This window comes from Methylorubrum sp. SL192, from assembly GCF_026672325.1.
Lineage (GTDB): Bacteria > Pseudomonadota > Alphaproteobacteria > Rhizobiales > Beijerinckiaceae > Methylobacterium > Methylobacterium extorquens.
This window is the reverse complement of sequence record NZ_JAPPQV010000003.1, coordinates 117195-139729: the sequence shown is the minus strand read 5'-3', so window position 1 is coordinate 139729 and position 22535 is coordinate 117195. Positions and strand designations below refer to the sequence as shown.

Genomic DNA, 22535 nt, shown 5'->3' with positions numbered 1-22535 from the left:
CGGCCTCACTGAGTCGGCATTGAAGCTGCGGCATCAGGCTCTGCGCACCACCTCGAACCAAGTCGGCCGCGCATCTGTTGGTGCCCCATCATCGGTAGCTTCAACGGTAAGCTCGCACCGTGTCTGCAACCCGGATCGCCTCGCCCGAACTGCCCGAGCTGCCAGCCGAGGCATTCACGAAACATGACCCCTCGCCCGATTCCCGCTTCTACAGGGAGCCGCGCTTCGTCACGCATATCGATGAGCCGGCCATCGCCGCGGTGACGCGCCTGTACGCCGAACTACTCCCCTCGGGCGGCATCATCCTCGACATGATGTCGAGTTGGGTCAGCCACCTTCCCCCGGAGAAAGCTTTTTCAGCGGTGATCGGCCATGGCTTGAACCAGCGCGAACTCGACGCCAACCCAAGGCTGACACGACGCTTCGTGCAAGATCTGAATGCCGACCCGCATCTCCCCATCGAGAGCGCGAGCGTCGACGCGGCGCTGATCTGCGTGTCGGTGCAGTACCTCCAGCAACCGGTGACGGTGCTGTCCGAGGTTGCGCGCGTGCTCCGCCCAGGATCGCCGGTCATCGTCAGCTTCTCGAACCGCTGTTTCCCGACCAAGGCTGTCGCGATCTGGACTGCTCTCGATGCGAGGGGGCACGCGCAGCTCGTCGATCTGTATCTGCGACGCGCAGGTTTTGCGCGAACCGAAACACGGGTCCTGATCCCGGATGGTGGCCCGAGCGATCCGATGACGGCTGCGGTCGGCTGGTTCGCACCGGAATGACGGCCATTCGGCTCGGGAACGGTAAAACAAGCATCACTTGGGCTTAATCGGCGGCTTGGGGCCGATGAGGCGGCCGAGGTTCCACGGTCGGCGGGTGGTGCCGCTGGCTGAAGGCATGATGGAACTCCGTTTTGGAAGCCATCAGCATCGCACCCCGATCCGCCCGCGCCGCAGCTGCGCGCTTCGAGCTGAAGTTGTGTCGATGCCTCCGAGCAGGCGTGCCGTCACGAAAGGGCATGCGGTCGGCATCGGCTCCCCTTAAAAGAGCCCCATGTCCGATGCCCTGTTTTCGCCGGCCGCAGCCCGCAACGCCGCCCCGATCGTCGAGGTCCTCAAGCGCGTTCTCCCGCCCAGCGGCGTTGTCCTCGAGATCGCGAGCGGGTCGGGCGAGCACGCCGCTCACTTCGCTCGTGCGCTACCCGCGCTCGTCTGGCAGCCCAGCGATCCGGATGAGGCGGCCCGTCGCAGTATCGTCGCCCATGCCCGCGCCGCTGGGCTCGCGAACATCCGATTGCCACTGGCGATCGACGTGACCCGTCAGCCGTGGCCGGTGACACGGGTGGACGCGGTTGTCGCGATCAACATGATCCACATCGCCCCCTGGGACGCGACCATCGGGCTGATGGCTGGCGCGGAAGCGACGCTCCCGGAGGGGGGTATACTCTACCTCTACGGTCCTTTTCGGGAGGATGGCGCCCACACCGCACCGAGCAACGCCGCGTTCGACGACAGCCTGCGCGCGAGGAATGCCTCTTGGGGGATCCGCGATATCGAGGCGGTCGCGGCGGCCGGCCGAGCGCACGATCTGCATTTGGTCGAGCGCGTCCCGATGCCGGCCAACAACCTCAGTCTGATCTTTCACCGAGGGTACCGAGGCTCCGCTGTTGACAGGGAGTTCACGCCTTGACCGCCTCGCGCCAGACCAGCGCGGTCATCGTCGGTGCGTCCGGCGGCATAGGCGGGGCCTTGATCCGCGCGCTCGCCGAGTCTGCTGCCTACGCGCCCATCTTCGCGCTCTCACGCTCGGGAGCGTCTGTCCCGCAGGGCGTCCGAACCCTCCCGATCGACCTAACCGACGAGGCGACGGTTGCGGCGGCGGCGGTCAGGGTCGGCGAAGCCGGACCGGTCGGCCTGGTCATCGTCGCCACCGGCCTTCTTCACCGGACAGGCGTCTCGCCCGAGAAGACGCTCAAGGCGCTCGATCCCACCGCGATGGCCACCGTCTTCTCCGTCAACACGATCGGCCCAGCGCTCGTCGCCAAGCATTTCGTGCCTCTGCTGGCGCAACGGGAGCGATGCGTGTTTGCGGCCTTGTCGGCGCGGGTCGGATCGATCGGCGATAACCGACTTGGCGGCTGGTACGCCTACCGCGCCTCGAAGTCGGCGCTGAACCAGATTCTGCGAACGCTCGCGATCGAGGTGGCCCGTAGCCGACCGGAGGCGATCGTCGTGGGCCTGCATCCGGGCACGGTCGCCTCCGGCCTGTCGCGGCCCTTCCGGCCGGACCCGACGGCCGACGGCGTCTTCTCTCCCGAGGAGAGCGCGTCGCATCTCCTGCGCGTACTGAACGGCCTCAGCGTGGACGACACCGGCGGCGTCTTCGGCTGGGACGGCTCGCCGATCCCCGCCTGAGCGCAGTCTCGGCGCGAGCGGATGCGCTGGGGCGACGCCGTACGATCGTCTGGAGCTGGGCTCGCTTACGACATGCGACACGTCCGGACCTTCGCTCTCGCACGGCAGTCGGTCCGCTGCTGACGCGTGAACGGGCGTGAAACGTGTTGATCGCGAGGCGCTTCAGCGATGCGCCTCTTGGCTCGGCGCACGACGGACGCCGCCGATACTGCGGGAAGCGGTTGCGCTCGCTGAAGGCGAAACAAATCGCGCCCCGCCGTCCTTGTATGTTCATTGGGAGAGGCGGCCTTGGCGGACGCGATCATGCCTGATCTGGAGGAAACAGCTCGTTCTATCGCACTGGGCCGCTACGCGATCTTAGACACGGCTCCAGAGCCGGCCTTCGACGACCTTGTGCTCCTCGCCTCGCGGATCTGCGAGGCGCCTGTCGCACTCATCAGCCTTGTTGGATCAGATCGGCAGTGGTTCAAGGCCCGCATCGGCCTTGCCCCTTCCGAAATGCCCATCGAGCAATCGGTCTGCCGTCATGCTTTGAAGCAGGCCGGACTCTTTGTGATCCCGGATCTGACGCTCGATCCGCGGACCTCCGGCAATCCTCTCGTCACGGGCGAACCTCACATCCGGTTCTACGCCGGAGCACAACTGGTGACCTCGGACGGTGTCGCTTTCGGCACGATCTGTGTCATCGACACCAAGCCGCGGCCGGAAGGCCTCACGGATAACCAGGCCAGAAGCCTTGAGGCACTCGCCCGGCAGGCCATGTCACAGATGGAGCTCCGTCGCGTGATCGCCGAGCGCGCTGAGACGGCGCTGCGCAGGAGCGAGGAACGGTTCCAGGCTTTGGCCAACCTTGTTCCCGGCTTTCTCTGGAGCAGTGATCTCGTCGGTCGAGCAACGTGGTTCAGCGAGCGCTGGTACGAGTACTCCGGCCAATCTGAACCGGAGGCTCTCGGCTATGGCTGGCAGACGGTGATCCATCCAGACGAGCGCGAGTACACAATCACGGGCTTCCGGGCCGCCATGGATCAGGAACGGCCGTATAACCGTGAATACCGCATTCGCGGGAAGGATGGCATATACCGCTGGTTCATGGTCCGTGCTGAGCCGATACGGGATGCTGCAGGGCAGATCGATCGCTGTTACGGAGCGGTCACAGACATCCACGATCTGCATGAGCTGCAGCAGCGTCAAGCGGTGTTGGTGGATGAGCTGCAGCACCGCACCCGCAATCTGCTCGCCGTGGTGCGCTCGATCGCGCAGCAAACGATGACCCAGACCGGTTCGACCGAACAGTTTTGCGACCGGTTCAACGACCGTCTCGCGGCGCTCTCACGCGTGCAGGGTCTGCTCTCACGTTCCGACAAGGAGCCGATCACCATCCAGGCGTTGATCCAGATCGAGCTCGACGCGTTCGGGGCTGCCGCGATGCAGGCGCGAGTGGCGCTGAAGGGCCCGCCGGTCCGCTTGCGTAAGGTCAGCGTGCAGACACTCGCTCTCGCCCTGCACGAGTTGGCCACCAATGCGCGCAAGTACGGCTCTCTCGCCAACGAGCAGGGGAGGCTCTGGGTGAGCTGGGATACCTACAGGGGAGAGGACGAAGAGCGGCGGCTATCGCTGGTTTGGCAGGAAGAGGGTATCCGCCGGCCCCAGGAAGGCAGTCCGATCCGGCGAGGCTACGGGCGTGACCTGATCGAGAAGGCGCTGCCCTACGCACTGAAGGCCCGCACCAGTTACGAACTCAGTGAGGCTCAACTGCGCTGTGTCATCGACCTGCCGCTCACCGATGGCGCGAAGAAACGGCTTTGAAGATCTCTACGGCAAGCTTGCCGGCACGTCAGCTTTGGACGTTCATCGCGAGCGCATCGAGCTTCCGCTTCCGATCCATCGCGGACATCTCAAATTTCCGGCGCACATAGACTCATCTTTCTGCGTGCGGCGAGCGCTAGAGGCGCCGTAGCGACAACGAACTGGGGGCAGGCCGCTAGCGCGGCAGCACCTTTGCCTCCTGTAGGCGGCGAATGGCGGACATCAGAGCTTCGACGCTGTCGACACTCTCGCCGAACCCAGCGCGCCGGATCTTGCCCATGTCGGAGACGAGGTCGAAGTCGCTGTGAAACACGAAGTCGCCGAAGCCCCAGCCGACCGCACGCTCGTAGGGCATGTCGCTCAAGCCCTGTTCAGCCACCAGCTTCTCCCAGGCCGGCTTCTTGTCCGCCATGTGGGTGGCGAGGCGCATGGGAACCGGCGGCCCGAGCGGCAGATCGAGCGCGGTGGCGAGCTTCTCCCAGACCCGCCGCCACCGGAAAGGCTCGTGTACGTAGTTGAAGGCCTCGCCGCGCGCGGCGTCCGCTGTCGCAGCCCAAAGGCTTGCCCGGCCAAGGGCGCGGGCATCTGTCACCTGGGCGAACACGCCCTCGTAGACGTGCGTGGGACCAGGGAAACGGAACGCTGCCCCTTCCATACGGCACAGTGCGGCGTAGGCGCCGATCACCATGGCGATGTTCATGGCGTTACCGGCCGCGTCGCCGACCACCACGTCGGGGCGCAGGATCGACCACGCCGCACCGCCGCGCTCCGCCCGACGCCGCAACACGTCCTCCTGCGTGAAGTAGAAGTTCGGCCCGATGTGGCGCGGGTTCTCGTCCTCGTAGAACGGTGCAGGAACCGGCCCGAGGTGGACGCCATAGACCTTCGCGCCCTGATACAGGACCACGCGCTCCAGCGGCGCGCCGACGGCGTCCAGCCCGTCGAGGAGGTTGCGCAGCATCGCGCCGTTCACCCGATCCTCTTCGGCGAGGCTCGGATGCGGCGCGAGCGCGGCGTAGAACAGGTGCGTCGTATCTCGAGCCTGCGCGAGGGCGGCGCGGGTCGTGTGTGGATCGGTGAGATCCGCCGCGATGTCCCCGCTCGATCCGTGCGGTCGACGCGAGAGGGCGCGCGCATGCCAACCGTCCGCTGCCGCGAGTTCCTGCATCAGCGCCTTGCCGATGATGCCATTCGCGCCCGCAACCAGGGCCCTTCGGATCTCTGCCATCATCGCTCGCGTGGTTGCCGGGGGACCGGTGCGTTCTGCTGTGCCGCTGCGGGCCGAACGACGCGCAGCCAACAGGCGGTCAACCCACCGGAGTAAGATCCGTTCGAGAACCGGAGTCTTCGCGTGCTCGACCGCGCTCCACAGAGGCAGCGCTTGCCTACGGCTCGGTCTTGATGAACTTGGGCCGTTGCAGGCTCGAAGAGGCGCCTCATGCAGCAGGACGAGGCGGAAGGCGAGGATTGGCGATCCGTCAGCACGCGAGGGCCTGACGAGCGGAGCATCGGCGTCGCGCTCACCCGATCACGCGAGCCCAACCGTGGCCGCACGGCTGATCAGCCCTCCGACATTCCGGCTCTTGGCTGGCGGGACATCCTCTGGCGGGTCGTCCTCTCCCTACAGCGCGATCGGGTTCTGGCGACGGCGGGCGGTGTCGCGTTTTTCGCCCTGCTCGCAGTCTTTCCCGCGCTCGCCACGATCGTTTCGCTCTACGGCCTGTTCTCGGACCCGACAGCGATCGGACAGCACCTGAGCCTGCTTGCAGGCGTTCTGCCGAACGGCGTGCTCGATCTGCTGTCGGAGCAACTCGTCCGCATCGCCCGGCAGAGTACGGGTGCTCTCAGCACCGCCTCGCTGCTCAGCATGATCATCGCATTCTGGAGCGCGAACTCGGGGGTGAGCGCGCTGTTCGATGCGCTCAACGTGATCTACCGAGAGCGCGAGAAGCGATCGCTGGTGGGCTTCTACGTAACCACCTTCCTGTTCACCTTGACCGGCATCGTCTTCGTTCTCGCGTCGACCGGCATGGTGGTGATCCTACCGATCGTACTGAGCCGCATAGGCTTGGGCGGACTTGCCGATACAGCGCTTCGCATCCTGCGCTGGCCTGCCCTCCTGCTGCTCGTTAGCCTGAGCCTGTCACTGACCTATCGCTATGGCCCGAGCCGACGAGAGGCGAAATGGCGCTGGGTCAGCTGGGGCAGCGTCGCCGCCTCTCTCTCCTGGGTCTGCACCTCTGTTCTGTTCTCTTGGTACGTGGCCAGTTTCGACAGCTACAACCGTGTCTACGGATCGCTCGGTGCCGGCGTCGGATTCATGACGTGGATCTGGCTGTCCGTCGTCATCGTGCTGCTTGGGGCGGAACTGAACGCCGAGATGGAGCGCCAGACTGCCCGTGATAGCACCGCGGGGCGACCCAAGCCCCTCGGATCACGCCAAGCCTTCACGGCCGACACCGTCGGTCCGGCCCAGGATTGAAGCACGTGCCGGGCGGTTCCGTTCACAGAGGTGAGTTGGGTCGCGCGGACCGCCTGGTTCACGCCAAATACACCGAATGCTCATTCCTGACCCCGGGCAGCCATTTGCGCCGGGGCCGGTTGAGGGCCGGATGAGCCGCGGAAGCAGTCTCTCAGTCGTTCGCGGGTGAGTGCGGAACTCTCAAGTCGTGAGCAGATGGGCTGGGCCTTTCAACGAGGTCGAGCGCAAGCGCACCGGTTTGCAGAAAGCGAGCGAACGCTAGGCGACGTGGAGGGACTGGCGTTCAACCGCGGTGGGGCGGTCCGCTCCGTCGCTCTGTACGGCGAGGTAACGCCGCCAGCTGCCGTATCGGGTGATGTCCGTACCAGAAGCGATCCCCTCGGCCTCGACCAGAAACCCCTTGGGACTGGTGCCGTCAGCGAGGTGAAGGGTACCGATGCCGAGTGGGGCCGGGATGGCGGCCACGAAGCGGCCGAAGGCGGTCGGCGACAAGGCCCAGACTTCGGCTGCGATGTTCGCGCCCGCGCCGGCCGCGACTCGCAACAGGCCCGGCCGCCGGGGCGGACCGCCGGGCAGCGCGTAGAGCCGATAATCCGGCCGCGTGGCGCCCGTCCGGAGGAAGCGTGCCCCGAGGCCGGTCAGCTCGCGGTTGAGCGGAAGTCCCGAGAGATGCGCGCCGATCACCGCGAGTTCGATTTCGTCTGGGCCCGCGCTCGCCGGCCCGGCCTCCGGTGCTGGCACTGGCTCCCCGCTCGCGCCGATCGGGACGCCGGCCGCCGCGTGAAGGCGGGCGCCCAAGGCGGCGAGGAGCCCGTCCCGGCCGCGCGGCGCGATCAGCGTGAGGCCCGCCGGCAGGCCGTCGGTCCGGAAGCGGCCCGGCACCGCGAGCGCGCAGAGGTCGAGCAGATTGACGAAGTTCGTGTAGGTCCCGAGTTCGCTGTTGGGGCCGATCGGATCGACTTCGAGTTCGGCGCAGGCGACCGGCCGCGGGTAGGTCGGCACCACCAGTACGTCGATGTGCTCCCACACGGCGTCGGCGGCTCGGCGCAGCTCGGCCAACCGGTAGAGGCCAGCGAAGGCGTCAGCGGCAGTAAAGGCCGTGGCCCGGCCGATCACCGCGCGGGTGGTCGGGTGCAGCGCTTGCGGTGACCTCTCGATGAGCGGACGGATCGCCTGATAGCGCTCAGCGACCCAGGGGCCGTCGTAGAGGAGCGCGGCGATGGCGAACATCGGCGCGAGATCGACTGCATCGGGCCGTCCGGTGAGGGTAGCGAGGTCGTCGAGTCCTGCCACGAAGGCGGCCTCCGACAGGGGATCGCCGCCGAAGCGGAGGCTTGCGGCATCCGGCATGCCGACGCGCAGGCCCGGCGGCAGCCCGGGTGGCTGGGTCGGCACGAGTAGGTCGCGGGAGTAGGGATCGGCCGCGTCGTAGCCTGCCATGATCCGAAACACCCGGTCGGCATCCGCGACCGTGCCAGCGAAGACCGAGACGGTGTCGAGCGTCCGGCAGGCCGGCAGCAGGCCCCGGCTCGACACGGACCCAAGCGAGGGTTTCAGCCCAACCACGTTGTTGAGGCCGGCCGGCACCCGCCCGGAGCCCGCCGTGTCGGTGCCGAGCGCGAAGGCGACGAGCCCGTGCGCCACCGCTACCGCCGAGCCGCTGCTCGACCCGCCGGGCACGAGGTCGGCGTTCAGGGCATTGCGCGGGGCCGGATGGGGCGTGCGAAGGCCGACAAGGCCGGTGGCGAACTGGTCGAGATTGGTCTTGCCGATCAGGATCGCACCCGCGGCCAGCAGGCGCGCGACGCAAGTTGCGGTCTCGGACGGCACGAAGGCGAAGTCCGGACAGGCCGCTGTAGTGGGCAGGCCGGCGACGTCAAGATTGTCCTTGACCGCGAAGGGCACGCCCCAGAGCGGTTTTTCGGTCGGGTCGAAGGGCCCGAGCGCCGCCGCGGCTGCGAAAGTCTCTGCCTCGGGCAGCAAGGTGAGGAAGATACCCGGATCGTCGATGGCGACGAGTCGCTGGTAGGTCTCGGCCAGGACTTCTCGCGGGCCGAGGCCGCTGGCGTAGGCCGCGTGCAGGGCGGAGATTGTCGGGAAGGGAGGCACGGGTCCGTCCTCGTCGTTAAATGTCACAGGCCCGCGAGGCGGGCGCCTTCTCGGGCGATTGGCCCGTCCGGCGCGATCAGGGCGTCGAGCACCCGGAAATGGTCGGCGCCCGGCACGACATGCAGGTCGCCAGCGAGGCCCAGCGCCCTGCGGGCGGCGTGGTAATCCTCAGATTGGCGGCACAGCTCGGGCAGCTCGGCCCCGCCATAGATTACCGAGACGGGCGGCCCGTCCGGGGCGAGGCGGCGGATGGGCGAGAGCTCGGCGACCTCCCCATCGGTGAGGCGCAGCGCGTCGTTGAGTGCGGTCCCAGCGATCGGTTCGAGATCGAAGATCCCGCTCACGGCCAGGGCGGCGTCGGCCGCGTCGGCGGCGAGCGTTGTCATCAGCGCCGCGAGATGGCCGCCGGCCGACCAGCCCGCGACGACGAGGCGCGAGGGTCCGATCTTCTGCCGCAGCAGGCGCAAAGCCGCCCCGACTTCCTCGGAGATCCGGGTGAGGCTTGCCTCCGGGGCCAGGGTGTAGCCGATAAGCGCCACGTCGAGGCCGAGGGCGAGCGGCCCCTCGGCCATGCAGGTGAAGTCTTCGCGGGCATTGCGCTGCCAGTAGCCGCCATGGATGAAGGCGAGGCAGGGCGCCCCCGCCGCGCCGCAGCGGTAGAGATCGACGGCCTGCCGCGGGCCGGGGCCGTAGGCCAAGGTCTGCCCCGCCTTGCCTTCGCGGAAGGCGGCGCTGCGGGCGCGCCAACCCGCCACGAGGGCAGCGCTGTCCCGGACCGCCCCCGAATTGTCGTAGGCCCGGGTGAGCGCGGCGCGGTCGAGGTCGCGCCAGTGCACCGCATCGGCCGCGGCCATCAGGCGGCCTTCGGCGCGTGGTGGCTGTGGAGCTGGGCCGACAGCATGCGGCGCAGATCGTTGAAGGCAGGGCTCGACACGTCCCGGCGCCGCGGCAGGTCGACGGTGTGGACGGCCTCGATCCGGCCCGGCCCCGGCGACATCATCACGATCCGGTCGGCGAGGAAGATCGCCTCCTCGATGGCGTGGGTGACGAACAGCACGGTAAGACCGGTCCGGGCCCAGAGGTCGAGGAGTTCGTCCTGGAGGCGCTCGCGGGTCATGGCGTCGAGGGCACCGAACGGCTCGTCCATGAGGACCATCTCGGCCTCGTTGGCGAGCACCCGGGCAATGGCCACGCGCTGCTTCATGCCGCCCGAAAGCTGGTGCGGATAGGCGTCGGCGAAGCGGCCGAGACCGACCAGATCGATATAGCGGCGCGCGGTGTCGCGGACCTCCGCCGCGGGGCGGCCCCGCGATTTGGGGCCGAAGCCGATATTGTCGCGCACGGAGAGCCAGGGGAACAGGCCGTAATCCTGGAAGACCATGCCGCGGCTCGGAGCGGGGCCGACGATCGGCTTGTCCCACATCAGGGCCTGGCCTGAACTCGGCGCCTCGAAGCCGGCGGCGATGCGCAGCAGGGTCGACTTCCCGCAGCCCGAGGCACCGAGCAGGCAGACGAACTCCCCCCGCTGGACGGTGAGGCCGGCGCCGCGCAGGGCCTCCGTCCGTCGGCCTTGCGCCGTGTAGGTCTTCGAGACGTCCCGGATCGTCAGAATGGGAATGGTGGGCTCAGCCATGGGAGGGGCTCCACGAGAGGAGGCGGCGGCCGATGCGCATGACGATCCAGTCCGAGACGAAGCCGGCGACGCCGATCACGCCCATGCCGCAGATCACGATCTCGGTGCGCGAGAGTTGGCGTGCCTCCATGATGACGGCGCCGAGGCCGGTCTGAACGCCCGTCATCTCGCCGACCACGATCACCACCCAGGCGAAGCCCAGGCCGAGCCGCAGACCGGTGAAGATCGAGGGGAGGGCGGCGGGCAGCACCACCCGGAGGAACTGGGCGGGACCCGTGCAGCCCAGCATCGCCGCCGCCTCGAACAGGCGCGGCTCCACCGAGCGCACGCCGAACACGGTGTTGACGAGGATCGGGTAGAAGGCGCCCAGGAACACGAGGAAGAAGGCCGAGGTGGCCCCGAGCCCGAACAGGATCATCGCCAGCGGCAGCCACGCGGTGACAGGGATCGGGCGCAGGATCTGCAGCACGGGATCGAGGAGAGCCCGGACCAGGGGCACCCGTCCGATCATCAGCCCGAGCGGCAGGGCCGCCGCGGCGGCCAATGCGAAGCCGCCATAGACCCGCGACAGCGAGGCCCAGAGATGGGCCCAGAGAGTGGCGCTGAAGGCGTCGTCGTTGATGCCGCCGAACGCCATGTCGCGCAGGGCCAGCCACACTTCAGCGGGAGGCGGGACGAGGCTGTAGGGCCGGTTCGCGGTGGCAAAGTGCCAGAGCGCGAGGGCCGCCAGCGGCACCACCAGCGCGAGGACAGGGCCGCGCAAGCGGTCGAGGAGGTTGCGCAGCGGGGCGGCCGGCCTTGGGCTCTGCTCCTGAACCGGCATGGCGGTCGGCAAGGCGGCGGGGAGGGCGGCGCCCTCGATCGCGGCGCTCACGCGTCCCTCATGGCATCGACGAAGCGGGTGTCGATGAAGCCGTCTTCGGGAAGGCGCTTGATCTGCTTCAGTGCCAGCATGCGATCGGCATAGATCTTGGCCTGCCGCACCTCGTCCGGCCCGAGCTTCCAGGTCAGTTCGACGTTCGGGGCCGAGATCGCCAGCGCCTCGCGCTTCTGGCCCAGCTTGGCCACCGCCATGGCGATCATCGCCTCCCGGTCCTTGGCCGCGAACTCGGTGGCTTTGCGGTGGATCTGCAGCATGGTGCGCACGAGGTCGGGCCGCTCGGCCAGCGTGTCCCGATGGGCGCCGAACACCATGTTGAGCGAGCCCATCTCGGTGCCGTAGGGGTACTCGACGAGCTGGCCGATGCCCGAGGCGAGGCTGACGCCGGGGGCGGGCTCGGCACCGACATAGGCATCGACGTCGCCGCGGGCGAGCGCGAGGTGCATCTCCGAGAAGGAGATGCGCACCGGGGTGATGTCCTTCACGGACAGTCCCTCCATGCGCATCCGCTCCAGGGCGAACACCTCCTGCGTGCTGCCGGGCCAAATCGCCACGCGCTTGCCGCGCAGGTCCTTGATCGTCCGGATGTCGGAATCCTTGCGGGCGATCACCCCCATGCCGCGGTTGCAGGTGGAGGCGATCACGACGATCGGCTCGCCCGCCGCGGCCCCGAGCGTCGCTGCCGCGAGCCCGAACGTGCCGAAATCCACCGACTTGGTGACGACGGCGTTCTTGCCCTCGGTCGGGCTCTCGAACGGGATGACCTCGACCCGCACGCCTTCGGGCGTGAAGCGCTCGTAGAAGTGGGGCGCGATCGAGTGAATGAGCTTGAGCGAGCCCATCCGGATGACGATCGGAGCGGACTGTGCCCGCGCAACGCGGCTGGGGAGTGAGCTCGCGACAAGGCCGGCTCCGAGACCGGCGAGGAGGCTGCGGCGGTCGATCATCGGGCGGCTCCTGCATGTACCGAAGCCATGAGCCTAGGAAGCAGGACTGTTGCCGAGAAGTGCTAATTCTTGACGGCGCTGTTGAATTTTTGGCAACACCGTGCGGGAGGACCGGGATGAAGCATCTGCGCAGCCTGACCGCGGTGGCCGAGGTCGCTCGCAGCGGATCGATCCGGCGGGCAGCCGAGCGCCTTAACATCACGCCCTCGGCGCTGACCCGGCAGATCCAGGACATCGAGTACGAGCTCGGAACGCCGATCTTCGAGCGCCTTGCCCAAGGGATGCGCCTGAACGCGGCAGGGGAATTATTGGCGCGGCACATCCGCGATCAGGCCGCGGACCTCGACCGGGTTCGCTCGCAGATCGCCGATCTCTCCGGCGTGCGCCGAGGCCAGGTGGCGCTTGCCTGCAGTCAAGCCTTCGTCACCCGGATGATCCCGGAGGAGGTCGAGACCTACCGGGCACAGTTTCCCCAGGTCGCCTTCACCGTGCAGGTGCGCGATCACGTCCAGGCGGTGGCCGCCCTCGTCTCGTTCGAGGCCGACCTCGCGCTCATCCTCCAGCCGCCGCCCTCGGCGGAGCTACATGCGTTGTATGCCGGCCGTCAGTCCCTGTGCGCCCTCATGCGGGCGAGCCATCCCCTGGCCTCCGAGGACGGGCCGATCCGGCTGCGCGACTGTCTCGCCCACGCCTTGGCGCTGCCCGACCGTTCGCTCGCCATCCGCCACCATATCGAGCAGGCCCTCGCCCGGCGCGGGATCGAGATGCGGGCGACCGTGGAATCGGGATCGCTGGAATTTCTGCGCAACGTCGTCCTGCGGGAGGATGTCGTCAGCTTCCAGGTGCCGAGCGGCATTCCGGACGACCCGCGCCTGCGCAGCCGTCTGATCGACGCCCGCGATCTCGAACCGATGAGCGTCGTGCTGGCGCAACTGCGCGGACGTCTGCTCCCGGTCGCCGCCAGCAAATTCGCCGACCAACTCGCCGCACGCCTGAACCTTCAGGTGACCACAGCCTGACCGACTCTCGAAGATGTCAAAGCCGGATGGGTAAGGACGGCGTGATTGTTGGATGGCCGAGGAGGAGAACCGGCTCGGAACGGAATGTCGCGGACGTGCTGCCCTCCTTGGCACGGGGCCGGCATGCGTAGCGGGTTTGGTTGCGCCAGCAGGCCTCGGCCCCGTGGAGCGCCGCACCGGCGAGGCGGTAGAGGTTTAGCGGGCCCCCGCCCGTGCGGACGCCCGCGGCCACGCCGCTGCTGACCGTGACGGCCCCGGCGTCGAGCCTGGCTGACAGGCTCCCGAGCAGCGCGCCTGCCGCTTGGACTGTGCTGGAGACTCGCTGCGCCCCGGCCTGGTCTGTGTCGAGCTGCGAGCCTCTGTCTGATCAGCTGAAGATACAGCTCCCCAGAGTAGGATTAAGGTCCGGACTTGGATCATGAGCGGACCTTTAGAGGGCAAGGCCGAGGGTCTGCGAACGGCGCAAAGCCGAACAAGGTGGAGGCGAACTCCTGACCCTTTGCGGACATTCGACAAGCGGCAGCCGAAGGTCCGCCTTGGGTGGAAAGCGGGCGCTCGTAATCGTCACTGGCGCTGACGTGATGGGATGATGCATCGGGCTAAGTGAACTGCGCACGCGAGAGTGTTGGCTAACATCAGAAGCATCACACCCACAAAGACCCAAGGCCACTGATAGGTGGTTCGACTGACCGGCCAGGTACATGGGCCCGGGCGAACGCCAACGCTGATCTGCTCCCCTATCTCTGGATAGGTCCTCGCAGTGCCCAGCGACACTTTCCCGATACAGGCAACTTTACGTCCGTCGGTCGTACCGCTGTATTCGATGGTCGCTACGGAATAACCTCGCGCGCTGTGCAAAGACATCACATGCGCGTCAACGAACTGCCCGTCGCGCAGCACGGCCGCATCCTCGAACTGTGACATGGCCGAGGAGCCGAAACAGTAAGTGAGAATCAAGCCGATGAGCACCCCGGCAAGATTCTCTCGGATACGTTGCTTGAGAGTGTTGGTCGGGGCCAATTTCATCACCTAATCTCAGGGAGCACCCTGAAGATATGAACCGCGAACTTTACCATGTCGGCCTCAAGGGGAGCCGTTGAGGTGGACTGCCACTCGGCCTCGCACATACAACATGACGGCCTGCTAAGGGTGGGAAGCAGACCCTGGCATCGTGTCTGAAGGCGGCCTTTCCGCTTCCGGTCCATGTTAGCTTTGCCGACAGTGCCCGAGCTGTCCGCAAGCGGCCATTTGTTGGCCCTCGGCCACTTCGGCTCGGGCGGGAAGCGGTTCGCGGTCCGTGCGATGAACGTCTGAAAGGCGGGCAGGCCAGGCGATCCAAGTGTTCGACCGGCAGCTCATAATTCAGAAGCTCTGAACGGAACTGTATGAACAATAATCAATCCCAGGAACAGATCCGGATTGGTGCATGGCCGGCGAAGCGATGCCGTGATAGTCAGTGCTGCCGCCCACACGGCGAGACGTTCGAGCAGAAGGGGGGAAGCCATGACGCTTGTTACCCGGCGCAACCTCGTTACTGGCGCTGCCCTCGCGGTGCCACTGATCGCCAATTCGTCGCTGGTGTCGGCGCAAGTCTCCGAGGCACTGCTAGGAAGCGCATCCGATGCAGAGCGGATCGCCATGGACGCCTATATTTACGGCTACTCGCTGATCACCACGGAGGTGACTCGGGTGCAGATGTCGAACGTGCCTGCGCTCAGCGGCCTGCACGGACCTATGGGGCAGTTCATCAACGTCAAACGCTATCCGCCGGCCGACTACCGCGGCGTATCGGCGCCCAATGCGGACACCCTCTATTCGGCTGCCTGGCTCGATCTCGGCGCTGAGCCGACGGTGTTCTCCCATCCCGATATGGGTGACCGCTATTTCCTATTCCCGATGTACAGCCTTTGGATGCCAGTGGTGGAATGCCCAGGCGCGCGCACGACGGGGGGCCGGGCAGCTAGCTTTCTGATCACCGGGCCTGGTTGGTCGGGCCAGGTGCCGTCGGGTATGAGGGAAATCAAGTCACCGACGCGCTACCTGCTCATCCTCGGTCGTACCTATGCCAACGGTACCGACGCTGACTTTGCAGCGGTCAATGCCCTGCAGGAACAGTACAAACTCGTCCCGCTCTCCTCCTTCGGAAAACCCTTCACCTTCCACGCACCGCCGGTCGACCCGAACCCCGGTTTCAGCATGACCGACAAGCCGCAATCGGTGATCCTCAGCATGTCGGCTGAGGACTACTTCAACCGGCTGGCGCGTCTGATGGGGACGGTGGCCCCGCCCGCGCCAGAGGATGGACCAATGCTTGCCCGCATGGCACGCATTGGCATCGCTCCCGGTCAGCCCTTCGATGCTGCAAAGCTCAACCCTGCCGTGCGCGAGGCCCTGCGCGACCTTCCGCAGCGGGCGCTGGCCGTGATCGGAGCGGGACGTTCCAGCCTTGGCAACGAGGTGAATGGCTGGACCGTGACGAAGGGCCTCGGCCGCTACGGCACCGATTACATGAAGCGCGGCGTAGTCGCCGCCTTCGGCTGGCCCGCCAATCTTGAGGAGGACGCAGTCTACCCTAATACGACAGTAGACAGTAAGGGCCGCGTGCTGAACGGCGCGAACAAGTACACGCTCACTTTCGCCGCCGGGCAGACGCCACCCGTCAACGGCTTCTGGTCCATCACCATGTACGAGGTCGGCCAAGGCTGGTGGTTTGTACCCAATCGCCTCAACAAGTTCACAGTCAGCCTGCGCGATGACCTGAAGCGCAACACCGACGGCTCGATCACGCTCCATTTTCAGAATGAGTCGCCCGGCCTAGAACGGGAGAGCAACTGGCTACCGGCACCGAAGGGAGATTTTATACCCATGCTAAGAATGTACTGGCCAAAGGCCGGAAACCCGTCGCTGCTGGACGGCAGCTGGGCGCCGCCTTGGGTGCAGCGCGTCAGTTGAGGAGAGGAAGCGGGCGGGAAGGCAACGTCCGCTTCGAGGACTTGCTGCTTGACAGCGCACCGGCACAGAACCACCCAACTCAGTCGTAGAGTTCTGTCCCATCGATAGCCTGGAAGCAGACGTTTCCAGGGTCAGCAACGGGTCGAGAGCGGCCATTCCGGCCTAACGAGTTGAATGTCGGCTGCTGGCGCTGTTCGGACGAAAGAACCGTAACCTGAGGGCCGGCAGCTGTTGCTTGGGCGAACGGAGCAGACTCGAGCGACCCCGGCCTTAGCCTGATTGCCACTGTTGCTGATCGTCACGGAACCACCTGCTGTCCGCAGCGGTATTCCGGGCATGTTCTTTTTCTTCTCCAACCGGTTGGGTTGTCTCGGCTCGATCCTGATCTCCGTGCTGCTCACGGTCATCCTGATCGGGATCTTCCGGGGGGTTTGAGGCCCATTGCTTCTTCGAGCCGTGAACGCCTATCTGCCAGCACGTTGGCTGTTTAGGCTCCCACCCTCGTAGAGAATAACAGGATGACGGTCAGCGAAGGAGACACCCAAATCGAACTTAGCTGAGCCAGATTTGGACGTGCCCTTGCTAGGATTGCCCACGTCGAAATCAATCGTTGAACGCGCGGCGCACTTCAGTGTGGATGCATTGCAGTCGATCTTGAGTGTTCCGGGTCGATGAATGTATTGCCGCACCGGCCACTGACGTATCGCTCGCCGTTTTTCGTCCACCAGATTGGCCTGAGTATACCGTTTACCGTAGAAAATCACTGTTGGTCCGTACATGTATGGCACGCCTGAAATCGGACTCGCATTATTGGCAGACCAAATTTCGAGATAGCGGCTGGCAATGACTGCCGTGCGTTCCCGCATCTCAGCCAGACTGATGGCTTGAGCGGAGGACGACCATGCAGCAAACGGAGCCAGAATCGCTATCAACTTGTAAGTTTTCATCCGCTGTTCCGCTAAACATCTGAAGAATAATCCATAAGACTGCACTTATTGATGGACGCCGTTGAGGCGCCGAGCCGTCCTTATCTATCTCACTACAGCAGCATCTCTCGGGGGAATTGCCGTTTTAGAAGCGAGAAGGCTGAATGAGCCACTGCATCACCCCATTAGGCTGAGTCGAGGTGACGTGCTGCCTGGGCTCAGGTATCTCTCTTCTAGCCGCATCCTCCTTAGTTCCAGCATGGCGCTGTACGCTGACCTGTACCGCTTTCTTGTTTCGAGGAGTGCTATCAGCTTGATTGGGAACAACAATCTTTCTGACGCGATCTTCGGTTACAAGCGTACGGGCATTTCGATCGGCTGAGTTCGCGATAATGCGGAAATGCTCTGGTCTGCGGGGGGGCACGGGTACAGCAAGCCCAGATGCCAGCTTGTTCGCTTGATCAGGAACATCTTGAGGCTCCTCTGTTGGAGCGTCAGCTTGGAATACCAGATTCGGCGAGACAACACCGGCGGCATGCTTCGTTGTAGCGGGTTGATTGGGATTTACCCAGCTACCCAAGCCGGACTCAGCTCCAGAGGCAATGGCCGAGGCAGGCAATCTTGCTTCCGTTCCCTCCCGTGGAGTCATAGTTCTGTCGGGCCCGGTTGCAATAAAGGCTGCAGTGGAAGCTGCTCCTGCCGCAAATGCTAATGCAATCATAAGGCGTGGCTTTGAGAAAGCAGGCATCTGCAGTCTTTGTGCTAAAAGTGAATGAGGGCTCGGGATTCAACACCTGACGAAGAATTTCGGTTCCGGCGACGGCGGATGGCAGGCGTCCAAAGTTGAGCAGTATTGATTCACAGCTCCAATCACCCGGCCGGGGTCACGGCGCGCGGCAGTCCATCGCGGTTGCCGCCTCGATGACACTAAGGGCCCTTCGCCGGACTTCGAGCGATACGCTCGGGCTATCCGAGACGATGGCTGCGTCCCGCTTCAGTGTCGCGTCGCAGGCGCATGAGCTGTACCCGGCGGTGTCGTAGCAGGCGTCGTGGCGCATGCACGCGGCGTCGAGGTCGTCCGTCGGCGGCAGACCCTCGCCCCGCTGGCCCTTTCCGCAGTAGTTCCCGTGGAACAGCTCTTTCCCGGCGACGACCCGGCTAAGGTTTCCTTTCGGCGGTGCCGGTGCCTCGGCCCGGCCGCTCGAGTTGAGGTCGTTGGCTGGCCCGCCCGCCTTGGAGCCTGAGGCGCGTAGGGCCTTCGGGATACCGGAGCGCTCGCCTGGTTCGTTCAGGGCCTCGCCGGCCCGGCCGTTCGGGTCCGAAATGTCCGGTAACGGAGGAGGCGGCCCAGGGCGCGGTTCGTCCGCCTCGGCGGACGCAGCGGGTACTTCCTGAACGCCTTGTGCGACGGAAGTGTTCGGGTCGGCCACAAGCAGCAGCCCCAACATTGCGAGAAGAGATGGTCTCAAGGAAGCCCCCCGGATTGGCGCCGCCTAAACTCGAAGCTCAACCTTACCGTTCCGGGGAACGTCCCGCCGCGGTCATGGAGAAGCGGCGACCGTGGGGCGACGCCGTATGAGCCCTCGCAGGAGGCGAAACGGCAGGAAGACGAGCTTCAACCAGAGATGGGGAACAGGGCCAAATCGTTCCGCCGACCGCGTCTGGGCGGAAGGGATCTCTTGCTGGGACGCCGCCGAGATCCGTGCGTGCAACGGTTTCTGCCCCTCAGGCTTTCTGACCCGTCCATCAGGATGCGAAGAGGCTTCCTGATGTCGGTACGTTTGGAAGAGACACCATCAACGCGGACCTGAGCCCGTCAATGAACCGTCGCACGCGCGCCGGCATGTGTTGCCGGGTTGGGAGCACGGCCCAGATGGCCAGCTGCTCCGGCTCGGCATCGTTGAGGGTTAGGGCCTTGAGGGTGCCATTGGCCAAGTCCTGTGCCACATCCCAATAGGTCAGCAAGGCGAGCCCAGCTCCGGCGACGCAGGCGGCGTGCACCGTATCGACGCTGCTGGCGGCCAGTCTGCCTTTGATGCGCTTGGCAATAGGGTGCCCGGCTTGGCGGAACGTCCAGGCGTCCATCGCGTGCAGTGTCAGGCAGGCGTGTGCGTCGAGGTCGGCGAGACGCTCGGGGCATCCGTGCGCAGCGAGATAGGCCGTCGCGGCACACAGGATGCGTGGGTTGTCCGCCACTTGAACGGCTACCAGCTCGGACGCTTGCAGGGTTGCTGCTCTAATCGCCACGTCGATACCGGCGGCCGCGATGTCCACGATCCCGTCCGAGAAGGTCAAGTCGACCTTGAGGCGCGGGTTTTCGGCCATCAGCCGGACGACCAGGGGTACGACGAGAGCCCGGCCGATGCGGTGGGGCGCGGTCACGCGCAGGACCCCGCTCAAGCCCTCGTGCTGTTCGGAGAAGGCCGCCGTCGCCGCCTCCTGCGCCTCCAGCATCGTCTGAGCGAGCGGCAGGAACGTCTCGCCGTCCGCTGTCAGAGCCACGGAGCGCGTGGTGCGGTGGATCAGGCGCACCCCGAGCTCGTGTTCCAGTGCCGCAAGGCGCCGGCTGACCGCCATCGGAGACAGTCCCGCCTGCCGCCCGGCGGCCGAGAGGCTGCCGGTCGTGACGATGGCGCAGAACAGGGCCACATCCAAAAGATTCATCGGCATATCACTGACCGATAAAATGCTTATCGTCCATCACGGCTACTGAATGGCCGACCCGGCTGCTATCTTGCTGTCAAACGAGCAGCGAGAGCCGATCGGAAGCCGAACATGAGCAAGGACGCAAACGGCCTTTTCACCGCCACCGATATAACCGGGTTGACGCTTCGTAACCGCTTGGCGGTCGCTCCGATGACACGCGTGAGCGCTTCCGAGGACGGCACCGCCACGGAGACGATGGCCCGCTATTACGAGCGCTTCGCCCGTGGCGGCTTCGGGCTCCTGGTCACGGAAGGCATCTATACGGACCAGGCGTTTGCCCAGGGCTACCTTCGCCAGCCCGGCATTACCAACGAGGCTCAGTCGGAGGCTTGGCGACCGGTGGTGGACGCCGTGCATCGGCATGGCGCGCGCATTTTCGCGCAGCTCATGCATGCGGGTGCGATCAGCCAGGGCAACCGCTTTCGCGACACCACCGTCGGACCCTCGGCCGTGCAGCCTAAGGGTCACCAGATGGAGTTCTACTACGGCAAGGGCTCCTATCCGATGCCCGCCGCCATGACCGAGGAGCAGATCGCGGACGCCATCGAAGGCTTCGCCACGTCGGCGGCACGGGCGGTCGCAGCCGGGTTCGACGGCATCGAGATCCACGGCGCGAACGGCTACCTCATCGACCAGTTCCTGACCGACTACGCCAACCGGCGCGACGACCGGTGGGGCGGCGACATGCGCCGGCGCACCACGCTCGTGCGCGCCGTGTTCGATGCGGTTCGGGCCACGGTCCCGGCCGGCGTCCCGGTTGGCGTGCGCATCTCGCAGGGCAAGGTCAACGACTTCAGCCACAAGTGGGCGGGTGGCGAGCAGGACGCCGAGGCCATCTTCGGCACACTCGCCGAGGCCGGAGCCAGCTACCTCCACGTCACCGAGCACAAGGTGTGGGAGCCTGCCTTCGAGGGAGGTCGCGACAGCCTCGTTGCCCTGGCTCGCCGCTACGCACCGCATGTCACGCTGATCGCCAACGGCGGCGTGCAGGATGTGGCGCGGGCGCAGGAGGTGATGGCCGCGGGGGCCGACATCGTGGCGCTCGGCAAGGCCGCGCTCGCGAACCCGGACTTCCCAAACCGCGTCCGGGCCGAGCGGGAGGTGACCGCGTTCGACCCCGCCATCCTCGGGCCCATCGCCAACATCAAGCCGAGCGAGCTCGCGGCCTGACACGCGCTTCCGCGGATCGGCGCATGCGTGTGCCGTCGCCGGACCGCGGATATTTCCAGCACGGCCCGCAGCCATAACGCAGCGACAGGAGATAGACGATGTTGGAACGTGTGGTCACCGAACCGGACAACTATGCGCCGTTCCTGCTCTCGCAGGGCATCCGCTACGGGAACCTGCTCTTCATCTCTGGCCAAGCGGGCGCCGCGGATGACGGCAGGATCGTCGAGGGCGGCTTCCGGGCACAGGGCGAACAGGCCTTCGCCAACCTGCGCCGCGCACTTGAGGCCGGTGGATCGAGCCTGAAGGATGTCGTCAAAGTGACGATCTTCGTCACCGACATGAGCCACTTCAAGGATGTGGTCGAGTTGCGGCGACAGTTCTTCTCTGAACCCTATCCAGCCGACACGATTGCGGAGGTTAAGGCGCTCTACGATCCTGCGGCGATGATCGAGATCGAGGCTATCGCGGCCGTCCGCACCCCCTGATGTCACCGGTCCGGACTGTGTGTTGCGGCCGCAGCTCCAATGAAAAACGACTTCGGCAGATCATTATGTAGGCCATAATGTTTGCCGAGGCGCATTTCACACATCTCTCAATCGCCTCTGCACCAAAAACCGACTTTGGACCGGTAAAGTGCTGAACCGCTGCTTGCGGCCTGTTGCGGGCATTCTTCTCGTTGCACACTCAGGCCCAATGACTGAACGCGATCCCAACTGGATGCAACGCTTGCTGTACGAGCGCGCGCTTCGCAGGCGCTCGGCCAAGTTGATACGTCAATGAGGCTCGATCTACGCGTAGATGTCTATCAGTCGACGACAGCCTTTCCGAATTGCACGCCGCCTCACGTTACAGCACGTCGGTCCTCCGGCTTGCCGTTCGGCTCCTCATCATCTTGGCGGATCACGCTGATGGAACCGTCGCCTTCCAGCGAGGCGAGCCGAACGAGGACTGGATCGTCGATGCCTTGCTGGCGAAGCTGGCTCATCAACTCGGCGTGCGTGATCATCTCCCGGCGCATGTTCCGCCAGCAGATGCGGCCATCGACGACAAGCGGCAGGCGCTTGGGCGTGATGAAGCGCTCAAAGGCCGGAACGCGGAAGGCCAGCCAGTCGATGGCGTAGTTCCAGCCAACGATGGTCAGGACGAGCAGGAGCCCCTCCGTCAGCGACTTGTACTCGTTCGAGAAGGCGTTCTGCGAAACGTCGGCGATCAGCACGATGACCAAGAGGTCGGCTAGGCTCACGGCGCCCGCCTGGCGCTGCATGACAAACCGCATGACGAGGAACAGGGCCAAGTACATGATCGTGCCGCGCAGGGCGATCTCCAGCAGGGAGTGCTCCGGCACGAACAGAGCCTGCCAATCGGGCATCGAGACCTCCGCAACGCTCAACCGCCTCGGGCCGTCGGATGCTGCCATCGCGCAACTGGGTGCTTAAGCGTAAGCTCCGACCCGATGAAGAACGCACCACGAGGCGGCAGAGTGCGATGCCGGGCCCTGTC

General features: G+C 65.7%; 21 protein-coding genes. 10 read left to right on the top strand and 11 right to left on the bottom strand.

From position 1 onward, the window contains the following. Positions 1-119: 119 nt before the first annotated feature. The 4 genes from OVA30_RS01650 to OVA30_RS01635 all read left to right on the top strand — a co-directional run bounded on the left by OVA30_RS01650 (position 120) and on the right by OVA30_RS01635 (position 4211). Positions 120-773 carry a methyltransferase domain-containing protein gene (locus OVA30_RS01650; RefSeq protein WP_268174385.1) on the top strand — a complete coding sequence of 218 codons (654 nt, stop codon included), beginning with the start codon at positions 120-122 and terminating at the stop codon, positions 771-773. Between the two features lie 271 nt (positions 774-1044). Continuing rightward, complete coding sequence (locus tag OVA30_RS01645; RefSeq protein WP_268174384.1) at positions 1045-1680, top strand: DUF938 domain-containing protein; 636 nt, start codon at positions 1045-1047, stop codon at positions 1678-1680. After that, the gene (locus tag OVA30_RS01640; RefSeq protein WP_268174383.1) at positions 1677-2405 is read left to right on the top strand and encodes an SDR family NAD(P)-dependent oxidoreductase; all 729 of its coding nucleotides are present in this window, start codon (positions 1677-1679) and stop codon (positions 2403-2405) included. Before OVA30_RS01645 ends, OVA30_RS01640 begins: the two co-directional genes overlap by 4 nt. A 303-nt stretch (positions 2406-2708) precedes the next feature. Further along, a complete protein-coding gene (locus tag OVA30_RS01635; protein WP_268177441.1) occupies positions 2709-4211 on the top strand; it encodes an HWE histidine kinase domain-containing protein in 1503 nt (500 codons plus the stop codon). A gap of 175 nt (positions 4212-4386) precedes the next feature. On the opposite strand, the gene OVA30_RS01630 is transcribed toward OVA30_RS01635, so the two are convergent. Beyond that, the gene (locus tag OVA30_RS01630) at positions 4387-5511 is read right to left on the bottom strand and encodes an SDR family oxidoreductase (protein WP_268174382.1); all 1125 of its coding nucleotides are present in this window, start codon (positions 5509-5511) and stop codon (positions 4387-4389) included. Between the two features lie 138 nt (positions 5512-5649). On the opposite strand from OVA30_RS01630, the gene OVA30_RS01625 reads away from it, so the two are divergent. Next, positions 5650-6693 (top strand): YihY/virulence factor BrkB family protein, encoded by a 1044-nt coding sequence (locus OVA30_RS01625; protein WP_012252780.1) that lies wholly within the window; start codon positions 5650-5652, stop codon positions 6691-6693. A gap of 258 nt (positions 6694-6951) precedes the next feature. Here OVA30_RS01625 and atzF read toward each other — a convergent pair whose 3' ends face one another. From atzF to OVA30_RS01600, 5 genes are read right to left on the bottom strand one after another with little or no spacing between them, the layout of a single operon-like run. Next, positions 6952-8802, bottom strand: coding sequence for an allophanate hydrolase (gene atzF, locus OVA30_RS01620; protein ID WP_268174381.1), 1851 nt, complete (start codon positions 8800-8802; stop codon positions 6952-6954). A 23-nt stretch (positions 8803-8825) separates the two neighbouring features. Continuing rightward, positions 8826-9656: an alpha/beta hydrolase gene (locus OVA30_RS01615; protein ID WP_268174380.1), complete on the bottom strand. Its 831-nt coding sequence runs from the start codon at positions 9654-9656 to the stop codon at positions 8826-8828. Next, positions 9656-10435 carry an ABC transporter ATP-binding protein gene (locus tag OVA30_RS01610; protein ID WP_056113911.1) on the bottom strand — a complete coding sequence of 260 codons (780 nt, stop codon included), beginning with the start codon at positions 10433-10435 and terminating at the stop codon, positions 9656-9658. Before OVA30_RS01610 ends, OVA30_RS01615 begins: the two co-directional genes overlap by 1 nt. After that, positions 10428-11258 (bottom strand): ABC transporter permease, encoded by an 831-nt coding sequence (locus OVA30_RS01605; protein ID WP_442786129.1) that lies wholly within the window; start codon positions 11256-11258, stop codon positions 10428-10430. The genes OVA30_RS01610 and OVA30_RS01605 overlap by 8 nt, the downstream gene beginning before the upstream one ends. 47 nt (positions 11259-11305) lie before the next feature. Further along, entirely contained in the window at positions 11306-12262 is a 957-nt protein-coding gene (locus OVA30_RS01600; RefSeq protein WP_268174377.1) for an ABC transporter substrate-binding protein, read from the bottom strand. Positions 12263-12378: 116 nt separating this feature from the next. On the opposite strand from OVA30_RS01600, the gene OVA30_RS01595 reads away from it, so the two are divergent. Next, positions 12379-13281 (top strand): LysR family transcriptional regulator, encoded by a 903-nt coding sequence (locus OVA30_RS01595; protein WP_268174376.1) that lies wholly within the window; start codon positions 12379-12381, stop codon positions 13279-13281. 564 nt (positions 13282-13845) lie between these two features. Here OVA30_RS01595 and OVA30_RS01590 read toward each other — a convergent pair. After that, on the bottom strand, positions 13846-14307 hold the full coding sequence (locus tag OVA30_RS01590) for a hypothetical protein (RefSeq protein ID WP_268174375.1): 462 nt from the start codon (positions 14305-14307) through the stop codon (positions 13846-13848). 477 nt (positions 14308-14784) lie between these two features. On the opposite strand from OVA30_RS01590, the gene OVA30_RS01585 reads away from it, so the two are divergent. Both OVA30_RS01585 and OVA30_RS01580 read left to right on the top strand, forming a co-directional pair. Beyond that, positions 14785-16233, top strand: coding sequence for a DUF1254 domain-containing protein (locus tag OVA30_RS01585; RefSeq protein ID WP_268174374.1), 1449 nt, complete (start codon positions 14785-14787; stop codon positions 16231-16233). A gap of 288 nt (positions 16234-16521) precedes the next feature. Beyond that, positions 16522-16668 carry a hypothetical protein gene (locus OVA30_RS01580; RefSeq protein ID WP_186813010.1) on the top strand — a complete coding sequence of 49 codons (147 nt, stop codon included), beginning with the start codon at positions 16522-16524 and terminating at the stop codon, positions 16666-16668. A 29-nt stretch (positions 16669-16697) separates the two neighbouring features. Here the strand turns inward: OVA30_RS01580 and OVA30_RS01575 are convergent, their stop codons facing one another. The 3 genes from OVA30_RS01575 to OVA30_RS01565 all read right to left on the bottom strand — a co-directional run bounded on the left by OVA30_RS01575 (position 16698) and on the right by OVA30_RS01565 (position 19829). Then, positions 16698-17180 (bottom strand): hypothetical protein, encoded by a 483-nt coding sequence (locus tag OVA30_RS01575; protein WP_268174373.1) that lies wholly within the window; start codon positions 17178-17180, stop codon positions 16698-16700. 863 nt (positions 17181-18043) lie between these two features. Continuing rightward, positions 18044-18607: a hypothetical protein gene (locus tag OVA30_RS01570; protein ID WP_268174372.1), complete on the bottom strand. Its 564-nt coding sequence runs from the start codon at positions 18605-18607 to the stop codon at positions 18044-18046. Between the two features lie 298 nt (positions 18608-18905). Next, positions 18906-19829, bottom strand: coding sequence for a LysR family transcriptional regulator (locus OVA30_RS01565; protein WP_326493604.1), 924 nt, complete (start codon positions 19827-19829; stop codon positions 18906-18908). Between the two features lie 105 nt (positions 19830-19934). Between OVA30_RS01565 and OVA30_RS01560 the strand changes: the two genes are divergently transcribed. Continuing rightward, positions 19935-21035, top strand: a complete 1101-nt coding sequence (locus tag OVA30_RS01560) for an NADH:flavin oxidoreductase (protein ID WP_268174370.1) — start codon at positions 19935-19937, stop codon at positions 21033-21035. Between the two features lie 98 nt (positions 21036-21133). Then, positions 21134-21520, top strand: coding sequence for a RidA family protein (locus tag OVA30_RS01555; protein WP_082290080.1), 387 nt, complete (start codon positions 21134-21136; stop codon positions 21518-21520). Positions 21521-21876: 356 nt separating this feature from the next. On the opposite strand, the gene OVA30_RS01550 is transcribed toward OVA30_RS01555, so the two are convergent. Next, positions 21877-22404, bottom strand: a complete 528-nt coding sequence (locus OVA30_RS01550) for a DUF421 domain-containing protein (RefSeq protein WP_268174369.1) — start codon at positions 22402-22404, stop codon at positions 21877-21879. Positions 22405-22535: the final 131 nt, after the last annotated feature.